Annotated in this window: 14 protein-coding genes and 1 pseudogene; 10 read left to right on the top strand and 5 right to left on the bottom strand. The window is 42.8% G+C overall.

The genetic code is table 11. The features are described from left to right. Positions 1-253 precede the first annotated feature (253 nt). The gene (locus tag KO531_RS07185; protein WP_219250758.1) at positions 254-994 is read left to right on the top strand and encodes a hypothetical protein; all 741 of its coding nucleotides are present in this window, start codon (positions 254-256) and stop codon (positions 992-994) included. A gap of 87 nt (positions 995-1,081) precedes the next feature. Beyond that, positions 1,082-1,366 (top strand): hypothetical protein, encoded by a 285-nt coding sequence (locus tag KO531_RS07180; protein WP_219250757.1) that lies wholly within the window; start codon positions 1,082-1,084, stop codon positions 1,364-1,366. A 211-nt stretch (positions 1,367-1,577) separates the two neighbouring features. On the opposite strand, the gene KO531_RS07175 is transcribed toward KO531_RS07180, so the two are convergent. After that, positions 1,578-2,657, bottom strand: coding sequence for a PE-PPE domain-containing protein (locus KO531_RS07175; RefSeq protein WP_219250756.1), 1,080 nt, complete (start codon positions 2,655-2,657; stop codon positions 1,578-1,580). A gap of 940 nt (positions 2,658-3,597) precedes the next feature. On the opposite strand from KO531_RS07175, the gene KO531_RS07165 reads away from it, so the two are divergent. From KO531_RS07165 to KO531_RS07150, 4 genes are all read left to right on the top strand, one after another. Continuing rightward, the gene (locus tag KO531_RS07165; protein WP_219250755.1) at positions 3,598-5,079 is read left to right on the top strand and encodes an alkaline phosphatase D family protein; all 1,482 of its coding nucleotides are present in this window, start codon (positions 3,598-3,600) and stop codon (positions 5,077-5,079) included. A 35-nt stretch (positions 5,080-5,114) separates the two neighbouring features. Continuing rightward, positions 5,115-5,879, top strand: a complete 765-nt coding sequence (locus tag KO531_RS07160; protein ID WP_219250754.1) for a hypothetical protein — start codon at positions 5,115-5,117, stop codon at positions 5,877-5,879. A gap of 17 nt (positions 5,880-5,896) precedes the next feature. Next, a complete protein-coding gene (locus KO531_RS07155; RefSeq protein WP_219250753.1) occupies positions 5,897-6,151 on the top strand; it encodes a hypothetical protein in 255 nt (84 codons plus the stop codon). A gap of 132 nt (positions 6,152-6,283) precedes the next feature. Continuing rightward, positions 6,284-7,819: a hypothetical protein gene (locus tag KO531_RS07150; protein ID WP_219250752.1), complete on the top strand. Its 1,536-nt coding sequence runs from the start codon at positions 6,284-6,286 to the stop codon at positions 7,817-7,819. 483 nt (positions 7,820-8,302) lie between these two features. Here the strand turns inward: KO531_RS07150 and KO531_RS07145 are convergent, their stop codons facing one another. Further along, positions 8,303-9,163, bottom strand: a complete 861-nt coding sequence (locus tag KO531_RS07145) for a WYL domain-containing protein (RefSeq protein WP_219250751.1) — start codon at positions 9,161-9,163, stop codon at positions 8,303-8,305. Positions 9,164-9,305: 142 nt separating this feature from the next. Here KO531_RS07145 and KO531_RS07140 point away from each other — a divergent pair, with 142 nt between their 5' ends. Beyond that, the gene (locus tag KO531_RS07140; RefSeq protein WP_219250750.1) at positions 9,306-11,537 is read left to right on the top strand and encodes a hypothetical protein; all 2,232 of its coding nucleotides are present in this window, start codon (positions 9,306-9,308) and stop codon (positions 11,535-11,537) included. Next, a complete protein-coding gene (locus KO531_RS07135; protein ID WP_219250749.1) occupies positions 11,479-12,282 on the top strand; it encodes a hypothetical protein in 804 nt (267 codons plus the stop codon). The genes KO531_RS07140 and KO531_RS07135 overlap by 59 nt, the downstream gene beginning before the upstream one ends. A gap of 223 nt (positions 12,283-12,505) precedes the next feature. On the opposite strand, the gene KO531_RS07130 is transcribed toward KO531_RS07135, so the two are convergent. Beyond that, the gene (locus KO531_RS07130) at positions 12,506-12,670 is read right to left on the bottom strand and encodes a hypothetical protein (RefSeq protein WP_219250748.1); all 165 of its coding nucleotides are present in this window, start codon (positions 12,668-12,670) and stop codon (positions 12,506-12,508) included. 35 nt (positions 12,671-12,705) lie between these two features. On the opposite strand from KO531_RS07130, the pseudogene KO531_RS07125 reads away from it, so the two are divergent. Continuing rightward, positions 12,706-13,388 (top strand): annotated as a pseudogene (locus KO531_RS07125) (transposase). 1,244 nt (positions 13,389-14,632) lie between these two features. Continuing rightward, a complete protein-coding gene (locus KO531_RS07120) occupies positions 14,633-15,127 on the top strand; it encodes a hypothetical protein (protein WP_251068868.1) in 495 nt (164 codons plus the stop codon). Positions 15,128-15,187: 60 nt separating this feature from the next. Here the strand turns inward: KO531_RS07120 and KO531_RS07115 are convergent, their stop codons facing one another. Then, positions 15,188-15,331: a hypothetical protein gene (locus tag KO531_RS07115; protein ID WP_198573968.1), complete on the bottom strand. Its 144-nt coding sequence runs from the start codon at positions 15,329-15,331 to the stop codon at positions 15,188-15,190. Further along, positions 15,309-15,530: a hypothetical protein gene (locus KO531_RS07110; protein ID WP_219250746.1), complete on the bottom strand. Its 222-nt coding sequence runs from the start codon at positions 15,528-15,530 to the stop codon at positions 15,309-15,311. Before KO531_RS07110 ends, KO531_RS07115 begins: the two co-directional genes overlap by 23 nt.

The following is a 15,530-nucleotide window of genomic DNA, read 5'->3' as shown; positions in this document are numbered from 1 at the left end:
ATATGGCAGAGTTACATCAATATGTTGTCATTTAAAATACGCAAATATCCAACTGTAAGTGTGCAAAAAGCAAATTGAGGACCATAGCAAAATAACACTCTCCTATTTGAGTTTTGTGTCGCTATACGGTGATGTTAGAGATTGGATTCATTATTTGCCTCCAAATATGCTAAATGTAATTTAAACGTCTTTTAGACTGATTTAATAGCGTTTATTTCCTATCACCGTCACTGACAAATCAAAGGATTGAGATATGAAGACACAAATTAAGAAGCCAAAGGGAAATAGCAGTAAAGCGGTTTCTAATTTGGTTAGTCAAAAAACGAGTAATGTGAAACAGCATATTGGGCTAGTTGATAATAGGCCTGAAGCAATAGCACAAAGAAAACTTCAAAAGTTGATGGGTAATAGTGATCACGTAAAGCCGATTGCTCAATTGCAGCCCGCAACCGATATGACAGGAATTCAGCTGAAATATAATAATGGGATTATCCAACGTGTCACCAGCGTGAATGTTACCAACACTAGCAATAATTACGACAGTGGGTGGCTACAAGCTGAAACACAAAGCACTGGCGTAGATGCTGGCCCGAGAGCGGAAGCACAAGCAGTGGCGGGAATCGCCGGAGGAACTTGGGTCGGAGGGCACATGGTGAACGATCGCTTGGGCGGGGGCGGAGGGTTTGACAACATTCACCCGATCACGGCTGCAATGAATAATCAGCACCACACGATAGAGAATGCTGCTCAGAATAAAGTCGGAAATGGCGGAACAGCTTATGAAGTCAGATACTACATGAACATTTTGCATCGCGACGACTATACGTTCACTCCCTCTGGAGATACGGTGAATAATCTGGCCGATAAGTTTCAGCAACATTATGATTATAGAACAAAAGAGGTGCCAGCCGGAGGTACCAGTAGTCGCCCGGTACTCTATCAAGCAGCCAGCCCCATCACTAGAGTCGATGGAAAGGTTCTTCAATGGACTTGATATAGTAAGCACTAGGGTTAAATCTGAGGGATGTACGCTATCTTGCACCCTCAATACTCGACGTTAAAGCAAGCAACGCTATTAGTTATGAGATCATTGGCGGAATCGGGCGATATTGAACTTGTTAATCAATATGAGTGCAGGATTAAAGGTAAGGCACTGACAACAATGGAACTGTTACAACTTGATGCTACTGAACGAAGAAGAACAAACGTGACAATGTGGCTAACAGTTGTATTAGCTATAACGGCGTTGTTTCAGGCAAAGCTGGTTATTACAGAGTTGGAATTGAATTTGGATAGCATTGTTAAAGGTGCATGGTTCTGGGTAAAAGAAACATCATCAGGCAAAGCTGACAGCGGTGGAATTTGACATTTTTGGATACGAGAAGTTATCTGAAAAAGGGATTCTGGGGAGCTGACTCTCACTATCTTTTGTCCAAAAATGAGTTCTTTATTTTTGACATTATAGAAATTTAGTTAGCACGGGGATTGCGATATTGATATTTTCGGGGTGGCAGAACAGTTCCCGAACGCACGAACATTGTTGAACACTACACCTCAATTGTGCATAAATCACAGTATCAAATGAAGCGCTTCAATACGTCCCAATCTCCAAAGTAAAGCTGATGGCTTAGACCTTTCAATCTCTCGTCCATCGGTACTGACGATGTGATTTTTTGGCTATTAAACTTTTCATCGACAATCGTGCTTGGTGATTTAGTACACAGCCAATCTTGATCAGAATAGAAGTCCGACCAACAAGTGATCTGTACGTTACCTTGCAATTGCTCGATAGCATTCTTAACCCGTGTGGATTTTGCTGCCATTAGCAGTAAAGGGCTCCCTAGTGTTATAAAGTTAAGCTCTTTCTTACCCATATAGGATGCGAGTGCCTCGACCGCTACTACAGCTCCGAAGCTATATCCGACCACGGTAATTTTCTCATACGCTGGGTCACGTACTGCATCATACAGCGCTGAGTTTATCCGGCCTCTTATTTTGTGAAACACATTATCCCGGTTGAGTAAATAACATTGAGTAGCATAGGAGATGTCGACAACGGAATTAACAGGAAAGACGGCAACAAGTACTGCCGATACTGCGAAGATATACCAGCCACCCAGCTCTTTAGCCCAATCACTTATACTCTGTATTATTGGAGCAAAATTTACTGACTCACTTCCGGATATTTCGAATGTAAAAACGCTTTCTGGCGTAGTGCCTATCGCAGTTAATAAAGCCAGAAAAACGCCCAGATACCAAAACAGCATTAAAAGTAGCGTAAACAACATTGACGTAAACATATACTTGCTGTGTATCGCAGCTGCCCAGACAGGCAGTGAGCGCATCCAGTACAGAATTAATGACAAGCCTCTAATGGCTTTTAGTGAGCTGCTGGATACACTGAGGTTTTGCGCTAAGTCAGACCAATAGACTTCATGGATGTCAATTGTCTTCTGCGCTTCATCTGATACATCAATCGTAATTTGACGCTTGCTTGCGCCCTCTGCGGAGGTGAAGTCTTCTATATTCTTATATGGGATGCCGGTTCCTTTACAATAATCTGCTAGGCCATCCGTTAACTTTTTTAAATATTTTTCAGGCTCTCCACCGGACAGCCCTGGAATAAACAAGATGAGTTCTTTGCTCTGAGACATCATTAAAATCCCATTCTAATAGAAATAATGCTATGGAAATGTTGTGATGATGTTATGGCTGGATATTATTTGCAAGTAACAGTAATATGATTAGCAGAGTAGAAAGTGTTTGTCAGCGGTGTTAGCACATTGCTAATGCTGTGTTATAGGTACACCGAAATTAAAGGACGCATGCAAATGGGATTTGCGAAGACATTTTTTCAACTTCACTGTTGCTGGCATTTACCCTCCCGGCAAGTCCTACTATTTACTCAGTACATTGCCCGCTTAGGTGTCAAAGTAATCCAGATGGTAACGACTTGATGTTTAACCACCTATATCTGCTTTCTAATAATAACCAAACTAAGTTCGCTGATTGGGTGGTGTATGAAGTCGATATCACAATTTTTGGGGTATCACCCGTTCGTGACTGGTCGACGGCCCCTTAATTCATCCAAGTAAAACACTGGAAAAAGACTACTATAAAGGGGCAAGCAGCTCTGCACTGCAGGCTGACAGGGGCAATCAGGCGCCGCTGGCAACTTTTGCCAGCTCAAAATACTGGTATGAACTTAATTACCTGAGCAATATCACGCCGCAAGATGAAGACTTAAACCAAGGCCCATGGAAATCCCTTGAGGATGCAGAAGGAGCCGCTGTAGGTTTCAGAAATAGTTTGTTTGTTATAACTGGGCCTCTGTATCTGAAAGAAATGCCGCCGATGAAACCCATAAGGTTCCGTCAGCTTACTTCAAAGCTATTTATAACAAAGATGGCCACGGCGTATATCATGGAGCAATCGGCCAAGCGCAATGATATTTACTGTGCCAGCTCAGTTTTGTTTGAGACGTTAAAACAAAAGCTTAATTTTCCCCTACCAGCGCTGCATTCGTCGGCGGCTTTGCTTAAACAATTGGGTTGTATGTAGGGATTATTTCTAATCTTGTATATAAGGATATGACAAATGTCTAAAAAACTAATACTCGGCCCTGTACTGGGACTTGAGTCCGATACGCTTTATACCGTTACGTTTATCTCTGACAAAAATGCCAGTCAGGCATCTGTAACTTATGCAGATGGCCAAGAGTTAGAGGCGGTGCTGATCGGCGAAATCTACTCAGGGCATGTCTGGCGTGCTGTATTAACCGTAGCCATGCTGGACAAGCGCCACGTCAACTACAGTATTTCATTAGATGCAGAGCCTGCGGAAGACAAAGCTGGCAGAACTTTCTGGACGTTTTATGTGCCCGGTGCCAATGAGAAACCCAAGTTTGCATACGCCTCATGTAACGGTTTCTCTGACTATAAAATGCTGACAACAACAGAGCAGCCATATCGCCTATGGAAAGACATGGCCGCAGAGCACTTTACTAAACCGTTCTCCCTATTGTTATTAGGTGGAGATCAGGTATATGCCGACTCCATGTGGACGACACTGAGCACGCTGAAAGCCTGGAATGAGCTTCCACGGGAGGAGAAGGTTAATCGCAAAGCAACGAAAGACATGCGAACACAGTTAGATCGGTTCTATAGTGAGCTTTATGTCGATAGATGGAACAAAGAACCCATAGCTCATATGTTGGCATCTATTCCCTCTATCATGATGTGGGACGACCACGACATATTTGATGGTTGGGGCAGTTACCCGGACGATTTACAGAAGAAATGTGACGTATATCAAGCCATCTTTGCAGCAGCAAGAAAACACTTCTCTTTACTTCAGGTTCGGGGCAGAGACAACACAAGCTTATTGGCAACCGGGGACAATACACATTTCTCAATGGCGGTGCACTTTAGAGGATATAACATCCTCGCGTTGGACAATCGTTCCGAGCGTACGCTGCTTCAGGTCATGAGCAGTGAGCAGTGGAAAGACATCAAACAGTACTTAGAAAACGACTGCAACCACGGGGACTTGCTGGTTATGACTGCGGTACCCGTGGTGTACCGGGATTTTTCTTTTGCAGAAAGTGTCGTTGACTCCACGCCTTGGGAGGAAGAGCTCACAGATGATTTAAAAGACCATTGGCGAGCTAAAGAGCATGAAGGGGAGCGCCTAAAACTTATTATGGCACTTTTGGAAAATGCGAAAATACGAAATGCCAAAACCGTGCTGCTATCAGGTGATGTGCATGTTGGCTGCCTGGGCATTATCCGGGACTTACGTTCACTGCAGCCTATAAGTATTCACCAGGTGGTGTCATCAGGCATTGTGCATCCTGCACCAACTTACCTCGAATGGTTAGGCATACTGGCCGTCACAAATGATGACCTCGAATATTTGGAAGAAACCCGCTCCATCACGGCCGACATGTTGAAGCCGCAGGGCTCAAACAAATATATCCGCGCCCGCAATTTTGTAACGTTGCTCGAGGGGACAGATGCGAAACTCTGGGTCAACTGGATAAATGAAGGTAAAGATAAGCCTGCATTCCCGCTTCAGTAATGCGGGCATTGAAAACTGACATTTGAGAGAGATAAATGAAGAAAACCTATAAATTAATTCCACTGATGCTGCTTGTATTAAGTGGCTGTGTGTCGGCACCAAAGGAAACGGTAGAGTTAGCCGAAATCACGGACTATCAGGTCGCTGAGTTACAAAAGTCTCATGTGAAATTTGCTCAACTGTATTATGGCAAACTTCGTGACGATGTTAACCGTTTTATAGATGAGAAATGGACACCTACGTTCTTATCGAAGGCGGTCAACAACCGTGCTTTTCGCTCCGATTTAGATGATGCCTACCTGACAAGTTCCATTTCTGTGGATGATGTTTCTGTGCAGTGGAGAGGTCGTGAGCTCCAAGAGCCTCAAAAGCGAATTGTGCTAGAGGGTGTGAAACAAGCTGTGGCTGCAGAGACCAGTAAGCTTGGACAAATCCTGATTGAGTGGTCTCAGGAAGCGCAATCCCAAATCAGCAAAAAGCGCAAATCATTACTTGACCCCCTCAATGAACAAGAAAGGTTTGTACTGGCGCAGATTAATAGTGCCTTTGCAGACTTGCAGCGCTCGCAGGCAACTATAAAAGCCTACTTATCTTCAGCTGTAGCGCTGAAAGAGAAGCAAGATCAGGTTATGTCTAAGCTGGTTGCTCTGGAGAAGGTCGAAAAAGTCATGACTAAAGTGACTGATGCCAACGACAAGTTATCAGACACATTGAACTCTGAAGATACGGATAAAGCCATCGAGAAGTTTTTGGAGCTAATCGAGTCGGCAAAGTCGCGCCTGCAAAACAATGATGATTAACATGGGAGAGCACTAAAATGGGACGATATGATCTGAGTGAGGAAGCAAAAGCCACAGATAAAGAACTCAGTTCCCCGGCAGACAAACTTGTACTGCTGAGCGATGAGAAAATAGCAGAGTTGCTACCAAAACGTGCTGACCAGGAAGAGCTAAAAAGAGTGATTCATGCCGTTAGTCTGGCCAGTAATTCAAATGCTAAACGCACTGCCATTGCTGAGAATTTAGAGAACGTTTCAGAAGTTGTACGCAAAGTAATGAAAGCATTTATGTAGCAAAGGCACGGTGTTAAGGATGGAACCTGGATTTACGTGAGTGAGCATCTGTAATTGGCTCCACACTCAGCTGGGAGCTGAAAGCGAATATATCGATGAGTGCAGTTGACTGCACCAATACTAGGAATGTACATGAAATTAGGATTTTTCTTTGGTGCAGGGGCTGAGATTGGATATGGCCTCCCAAGTGGTGGCAAGTTTGCTATCGATCTCTTCCGTCAAGATGTTAGCAATGAGAAGAGAGAGCTTCGGGAACAACTTGGAAACATTGATGCTAGGACGAATTATGCGACAAGTTGGCTACCTGATAGTTTTGCAACACAACGGATCCATGCGTTTGGTAAGAACGAATTTACAGCCTTGATCGAATCTTCAATTGAATATCGTAAGGGTGAAATTATTCGGCGGTTGAACGATTTTGATGGGGAAGTCGAATACGCGTTAAAGCAGTTTGGTCTGGAGAAAAAGACACTGATTGACAAATTTAGCGCGGGAATGGAAACAGGCTATGGTGAGCATTTATACTCTGCAGCCATCCGTATGAATCCAATCCTTGCTAACGAAGTTAAGCTGTTCGGAAGTGAAGCGTACTCGGCGATTCTCAGCGTGATAAGTAGCGGTAACAATACCGCAGAGTTACAGCGTTATGCCGGTGCTTTCCTACAACTTCTAGTTGGTGCTCATGGGCAAGATCTTGTTCAAAGGTTAAATCAGGAGCTCTTTGAGACAGCTCCAGATGATATCCCAATATTTGATGACGTAACCGGAATGTTCAAACTCGAGTTTAGTCGGGCTGGACTTACCGCTTTAGAGCTGCTGCTGGAGAAACATAAGGAATATGATTTACCTGCCTGTAATGTATGCGATCTGTTATCTGCGATATCGCAGCAAGTACTAGAGAACATTTTTACGACTGTGCTTGACTATCAGTCTTTGATTGACAGCCATTTTAGATATCTTTTTTCCCCGCGCACAGAATGGGCAAAGTTTTCCAAAATGGTTATATTCTTGCGCTCGACTCGCGAATACATCGTGCAGCAATTAGAGAGTGTAGGTGAGCTACCTGATACTGGTTATTACCATGATTTGGAAAAATGCAAAGAATTAGGAATCGAAATCGGTGCGATTGGCACATCTAACTACAACAATCTTGTTGAAAAAATCTCAGAGGATTTGAACTTCGATATCCCTCCAGTTCAGCACCTGAATGGTGGCGTAACTGATTACTACAACCCCTATAAGAACTCTGTGATTTCTGGCCTCAGGCCAGAAAACGTGCCTAAAGATGAGATTTATGTGCCTTTTGTCCTGACCCAAAGTGGACTAAAGCCTCTTACTTCGGTAGACATGTCCAGACGATACGTGGGTCTATTTGACCAATATTCGGAATGTGAAGCCATAGTTGTCGTAGGCTATGGATTTAACATAGACGACAGTCATATCAATGGATTATTCCGCAAATTGATTGAGGAAAAAGAAAAGTCCTTATATTGGGTGTGCCTAGAAACTGATGGCACAGCTGAAGAACAGAAAAGGCGCCTTATTAAGCGCCTAAGAATATCACTTCAGTTTCGTGACCGGATCAATGTTATTCCCGTTGATGCAGAGAATAGGCTATTTAGAGGTGTAACTTGGTTACATGAGGTAACTAGAACCATACAAAGTTGAATTTCAATGCTCTGTTTTTTTTAAGCTTAAATTCGAAATTTATGGTTTTACCTTAAAGTAGAAATGAAAAATTTATACATCACTACACTTGCTGATAAACTGTTGTGGCCAAATTTAGTTGAGCACTACACTACTAACGTTAAGTCTAAGACTAATAAATTGTGATTAGTTATGCATAACGCAATGCATAAGCTGAGTTTTACACGATTGTGTCACGATAATGCGCAAAATACGTTGATTAAGCGCTAAAAGACTCGAAAACTGCACTTTAACAGTTATTAAAATGCAGAAATGATCGTTATTCATCAAATTGATTCGCTAACTCTTGATGTTAAGTTTCTTTTTTCTGATATGAGGTTTTCAGTTGTCTACTGAAGTCGTGGTGATTCAGTCAGGGGATTTGAACTGTAAATTACGACCAGTTATAACGATCGAACATCCGCAATAGCTACAAGAAAACATTTGGTGCTAGTTTATCCGTTATTAGTAAGTAAGAAACGGCATCAATTCATCCATATTGCTCACTACTATCTGTTGCCCTTGGGGTCTGATTTTTTGCATGTGTATGTCGATGTTATACGCATCCAAGAGGTACCTAATCAGTGAAGCGTTGGTGGGAATGCTAAGCTTCCCATTGAGCATGCCGTAATCTTTTTCTATCACTGCTTTTTGCTTTTCGTTAAAACGGAGATCGGGGATGAGTTCGATAGTCACGTCAGTATTCCAAAGTCCATCATCTTGCTTGCCGCTCGCAGTATTGTCGTTGATGTCTGGTACACCATGAATGCGGCTTAATACAAAATCGCGATAACCATCAGCATGCTCACAATAGGCACGAACATGCCAGCGAAGTGGTGTGCAAACCAGAGTGTGAGGCGAAATGATACGTTCCACGGTTTCGCCATCTTTCAACGATGTGTAGCATATATCGACACGTCTTTTCTCTCGAATGGCTTGGACCAACGGTCGTAATACCTCCGGTGCAATATTGCGCGTGACTGGGCGAATCATAGCAGTGTGTTCAAATCCCATATCCAAGTCAGCAAACGTCACTGTCATGTCTTCACGGCGCGAGAGGATATGAAGGTATTCGTCGGCATGGCCAGAGGTTAGCTTGGGGATAAAGCTGTCGCTGGGTTTGTAGCCTTTTAGGTGCTTGTCGTAAACAAGGTTACCGGGAGCAATGTCGGCTAGATAGAAATTGATGTCTTTGGATGATTGCTGACGTCCGATACCAAAACTCTGTATCAAGTGATTGGTGGTTAATCTCCCCTCCCAAAGCGCGACAATTTCGATCATACGATATCGCAAGAGTAAATCCCACCTAATCGGCCATTTCGTCATTCTTCGATTCCTGTCTAGTTACTCGACATGTTTATGTATTCAGTATTTACCTGTCTTCAATGACGACATATTATTTTTTAGACATCATATCGTCAAGTTGGTAGACAGCTGACAGGGCAGGGATCATATCGGAGCGCGGGTCATGAGTGCATTACTTGAAACTTATCTAGAGATGGCAGGGCCTGAAACTTGCCAGTCAAAAGACGGCTTTTTGGCCATCATTGATGCTCAGACTGGCCTCGGAAAGACCTACCAAGCCACTGAGCTTCAGCTCGCACACCTGATCGCCGATTTGAGAATAACGCTTGTTTACTCCACGAACTTGAGAGTTAACGTGAAGGAAGCTTATGAAGCATTGCTTGAGCGCATCGACAGCAAAGCGTTTCTTAGTGAGGTGGAAAAAGCAGAGCTGAAACGCAATGTCATTTGGATTCCTGCTCAAGACACTGCTATTGCCGAATTATCAGAGGTAGATTGGGCGACGCTATTCGAGGCGCTCGATGTACAGCAGCAAAGAGACCTCAAAACGATACTCGATAAGGTCACTCTGTTAAATCAGGCAAAGAGTACCAGCAACACGTCGGTATTAGATGAAGAATTACGTGCTCAGCACAGTAAGGTTTTCACTAGGCTGAAGGCTTATCTGAAAGGGAAAGAGCACAATGGAGCAGCATTGAATGATGTCCTCGACCGAATTTTCCCAGCACGAAGGATTGATCAGGAAAAAACGCAGGTACTCTTTTTAACCACATCCAAATTGCTTTATCCGTGGCATAGCATCGATAAAAGTTACAGAATTAGCGATTTTCTTGATAACTTGTTATTGATCTTGGATGAGTTTGACCGTCAGCAAAGCGAGTTTTTGACTCACCTGATTAACACAGTCGCTGACTACGATATTATCGCCCTAACACGTAAGTTCTATGCAAGTTTTGACAGTTTCATAATTCATGGCTCGCCTGAGTTTAATGGGGTTGATCAATGTTTTGACCGTTTTCGTAACGCACTCGCTGATTACAAGGGGAAGTGGCATGTTAACTATCGCCCGTTCATCACGGCTGCGACGATTCAGAAAGGAAGTGAAAACCAAAACCGGATATTCACGCTCCTCTCTGACAGGATGTCCATTCATGCCATTAACTTTAGGCACGAAGAATTAAAGTCACAGATAAATCATGCGTCAGGCAGTCATGAAATTGGCCCTGAAGGCACCGAGAGTGCAATACAATTTGTGAACAACGGCGCCCAGCTTGTCAGAACCTTCTGTAATGGGATGTTAAGTGCCATTCTCAAGCTGAAAAAGAATATGGAGACGCTAGAAGACCCAAGAATCTACACCACAGAAAACCTGGTCGAGAAAATTCTTAATCAATTGGGGCTGGTAGAGCTTACGCCAAGCATCATGTCGTTAATTTCTGCCCGGCTAAGTTTCAAAGTTCAAAACGAACACAAAGCATATAGTTTTCACGATAGCGGGTTCGAAATTGCCAACATTGCTAAGTACAGCGATACAGACAATACCGCTAAAGCCTCCACGTTTGAACTGGCATTAACATCAACAGGCTTACTTGCTCATTGGGTGCTTGCGGGGGCTCGAGTTCTTGGCGTGAGTGCAACAGCCACCAGCCGCACTGCAATCCATAACTTTGATCTTGAGTATCTCACTGATGTGCTTTCTGATCGTTTAGTTCTACTCAATCCCGAACAAAAAGCGGCGATACAAACGGAGTACTGCGAAAAGCGCAGATATGCAGAAAACCAGATCCAGATTCGTGTGAAGAGCATCTCTGAGCGTGTGGAGTGGGACGGTATTGCTGAACTCTATCAAGACTTCAGAGGTGCGAGATTGCAACCTGCACTCCTTGAAAATGGACTGTGTAAGCTCTTAAACGTGGATATAGGCCAATTAAAGTTCGCCGTTAACAGAGCCAATAAGCTGATCGAGTCCATTCGTCAGTTCTCACTGCACCCAAGCAACCGATATCACTTCTGTATGCTTAATAAAAGCTATAGAAACCGTGAGTTTATGGATTTTATGGCCTGCGTGGGCCAAAAATTCGGTGTCACAATTTTTGAGAACATCAATGCAGCCTCGTTTAGGAACGATCAGTTCCAAGCCATATTAGATCTGTTAGAGACGACCACGAGAAAAGTGGCCGTGATCACTAACTACCAGGCGACTGGCGCAGGGTTATCACCGTCTTACACCATTGGTGAAAATCATACCTTGACTTACGTGGGGCCTGAAGGCGTTGAGCCATTCCAGAACAAAACAGATATAGATTCTATCTACCTAGAACAACCTATGAGTTTGATTGGTAGTCGAATTGGCGAGGACTTGCCAGTACTTAGCAATTATATGTGCACTAGATGATCCTGAGCTAGCAGAAATCTTAGCATTAGATTGGAACTGGGAGCCACCAAGACCTATTGATGATCATACTTTTATATACGAGGGTAAATTTAAGTCTGGGGGCAAAGAGTTTTCCGTTTGTGCTACGCATTGCAGCAGGATGGGAATGGTTGCGACTGCAAATAAATCAGCAAGTATAATTAATTTATTAAGGCCAAAAGTAATAGTAATGACTGGAATTTGTGGTGGCATTAAAAAAAATGCTAATTTTGGCGATGTTATTTTTGCAGAATGCGTATGGGATTACCAATCTGGAAAATTAAAAAAAGAGGGAGGGAATTCTGTTTTTGAAATTGCTCCTCACCAAATAATGGCATCAACTGAAATTAGATCAAAAATGGAGCTTTTCAAAGCAAATAAAGAAATGATGTCTCAAATTAGTTCAGAATTTGAACATGATATAAATGTAGTACCCAAATTGCTATTAGGACCAATAGCAACTGGTGCGGCTGTTGTCGCAGATGCAGATTATTTAAACACTATTATATCCCAGAATCGAAAAGTTCTTGGTATTGAAATGGAGATATATGGGCTTTATTCTTCAGTTGAAAATACCTCAGGAAATAAACCGAAAGTATTTGCTCTTAAATCAGTATGCGACTTTGCTGATGTTAATAAAGATGATGACTACCAAAAATACTGTTCCTATATGAGTGCTAACGTGCTGAAGCGCTTTGTAGAGACTTTCGGCCATAATATTTTCTGAAATATGATTGTGATTCAGTTCACTAGAGAAGTGGTTCACTGTTTTTTGTCCATTCTAGTATCAAAGCGGCTCAACAGCATAGAAGTAGCTTAAAGAATCCCCCGATGACAGCATCAGAGTTTTTCAATTGCTTACAAAAACAAAGGTTACCGGTTTTTGTTTCGAAGCTGAGACCATTTGAATTAATGCTATAGACCTTACTCGTGCGATGAATCAGACTTCCCTAGTCTGGTTCACGCTCATCACGCTGGCATTTTGCGCGAGCTTCGGGCTCACGCGCTTTGGTCCAAACTCGTGTTAGATCGAGCAGTTCTAGGACTTTTATGCCCCATTGCGCGTTAGCAAAAGGCGTTGTTGAACAAATCCGTGAACTAATTGGCGTTGCCATGATCAGATCTCCTGACTCACCTTCAGGACGGCAACATGGGCAAATCAATACGTAAAATCGTTAATTGGAAGCAATACAACCAAGCGTTAGTGAGCCGTGGCTCGCTCACCTTCTGGGTGGATGAAGCTGCAGTAAAAGCGTGGTACTGCCATGAACATCATGGCGGGCGTGGTCGCGGGTTTAGCTATAGTGATGTGGCGATTGAAACCGCGTTGATGGTCAAAGGTATCTTTAGTTTATCGTTGCGTGCGCTAGAAGGCTTTCTCAACTCATTATTTACGTTGATGAATGTTCCACTAACATCACCTGATTACACCTCTATCAGTAAACGCGCTAAGAAAGTCAATGTTCAGTACCGCAACAAGATAGCACAGGTATCGGCAGATGGTGCTTATGATACAAAAGGCTGCAAAGCTACCATTCCACCGCGTTCAAATGCGGGGTTATGGGAACCACGCAATGAAGCGGTAGAAGCACTGAAAGCGGGTCAGCTGAAACAATGGAAAATAGATAACGGCTATCACCAGCGTTCTCTAGCAGAGACCGCCATGGGCCGATATAAACAGTTGAATAGTCCAATGCTAAGTTTACGTGATTACAATGGGCAGTTGCAGAGGCATTGGCCGGTGTGAAGGCGATGAACAAAGTCATTAGACTGTGTATGCCCGTTCGCCTGGGCCAGAGCCTTGGAACGATTACGTTCTATGAAATGATTTAATCAACAACGCCTTAGCAAAATGGCATCTAGCTAAATCCTACATAAGAACATTGACCCAATTTTAGTAATGCTACAAAGTTCTGGCTTTTCCCTTTATCCAACCGCAATTACGTGTTCTGGTCTAATCCCATCGGACACTTAATTTTGAGACAGTATGGTCAATAAATTAAGAGGTCTATATGAGTCTGAAAAAATCACATAAGAGTTATCCGCAAGCATTTAAAGATGAAGCCGTCTTGATGGTGCTGGAGCGTTGAGATTGTCCGATTAAGTCTAGCTATTTAATCAACACTGTCAGTTCATATATGAGCTAGTACACATAATGATTTTTGTCCCAAAGAAGGTTAGGGCGCTTCACTCGATATCTATAAAAACTCCTGAAAATGCCATATTTATGTCCAGGTGGCTCAAAATCAGCAACATGTTAGTATTTTATTGTGACTTTTTGGACGAGCATAAGCGCGCTGCTAGGTGATTCTGGCTATTTTGTGAGTCCAATATGCCAAAGTATTCACGTAGCGACGATTAAATTGTTTTAGATACAGTCAGGTGAAACTGGTGATGTGTTCGAGCGACTCTGATGTTGATAAATCATGTCATCAACATTACAACAAATTAATCGGTAAGATTAAGCAGTGGAAATATAGCTACGAACCAATTTCAATTAAGCTTGGTAAACCGATGAATTATTGTAAGTAATCATTCTAATGGAGCGACATGATTTGATTGGGGCATTGTTTCATAAAATTCATTTCTAACACGTCATCTATACTTCAAAAGAGTTCGCATAGCTGCGTGTGAAGTGCACTTTGTCAAAAAGCAGCAAACACAAAGTTTAATGCGGTCTGGATGAACAGTTTTGCACTATAATGGAGCAAGCTTTTTGATAGAGTGACTTATGGTATTGATATCTATAAACAAAAATCAGAATCACGAAATGACACAAAATTCATTTGGAATGACAAGCCACACACAAACAGAGCGGCAATGGGAACCATATAGAACTCATTTAACATAATATACATTGTGCGCATAGGAAGGTTTTTCCTTTATGTCAAAGTTCTATATAAATGACATTGGTTTTGGAATGGTCGCGAAACGCTATTTTTTATTACTTTTCTACAGGTCGGCTCTTGGTGTCGTTGTGACATTGCAAAGCCAACATTAGTAACTAAATAGAATATCAGGACGGCCACGTTATGAGAAAAGAATCTAATAAATACAGTGAAAATGGATTTCAAACGATGAAACCACGAACCCGAACTTTTATTTTAACTAATTTTATTCGTACAAATGGCACTGTTGATACGCAACAAGCCGCCGATTTCTTCTGTGTAACAACGCGCACCATTAATAATTGGTGGTCTACTGGATGCCCGAGTTGGGTTGATCGTTACGTTGAGTTATATCAGCGTGCAATCCCCAATACTAAAGATTGGCGCGGCTTTAGCTTTAGCCAAGACGGCAAACTGATCACACCATATAAGCGGCACACATTTACCGCTGGACAGTTATTAATGGTGTTTTTTGATAAACAGTTCAATAAATTTGACCGTGTCGAAAAGGACAAACTTGCTGCTCAGGTGGACAGCTTGCGAAATGACGAAGAAGCCGCCGCCATTCGTGAAGAACTGGACGTTATCATCAGCACTCTGTCTAAATTGAAGCAGTCGCCTATTGTAGCGCCTAAAAAGCAGTTTGCGACCTCGGCCAAGCGAACCGTTAAACGGAGTAAGTAATAACGACAAATGCCGATAATGTGACTTATCGGCATTGATGGATTTGGGGTTTTACAATAACTATCTGCGCTTAACCCATGCGGCGGCAACGATAACAACGGCGGCAAAAATAAGGATTAGCTCTTGGCTTGGCTGGATTTTTACCACTACAGCGTCGGGTGTTCTGACCGCCACACTAAAATCACTTGGTAACCCGCTGAACATTATAAATGTCCTCCCGCTGCTGGCGAACCTCGACCGCGACCACGCGCTTGTCTATTTCGTTAATCACTTTGTTTAGGCTGGTTTGCTGGTCGTTGATGCTGGTTTGAATGTTCCACATCATGCCAAATAGGATGATACCAAAACCCCCTATCCCGCTACCTTTGAGTAACTCTAGCTGTTTTTTCTTTTCTTCGTCCAT

Source organism: Shewanella sp. NKUCC06_TVS, assembly GCF_019345515.1.
GTDB classification, from domain to species: Bacteria; Pseudomonadota; Gammaproteobacteria; order Enterobacterales; family Shewanellaceae; genus Shewanella; species Shewanella oncorhynchi.
Note: the sequence above shows the minus strand (reverse complement) of the source record. Positions and strands in the feature narration are given on the sequence as shown.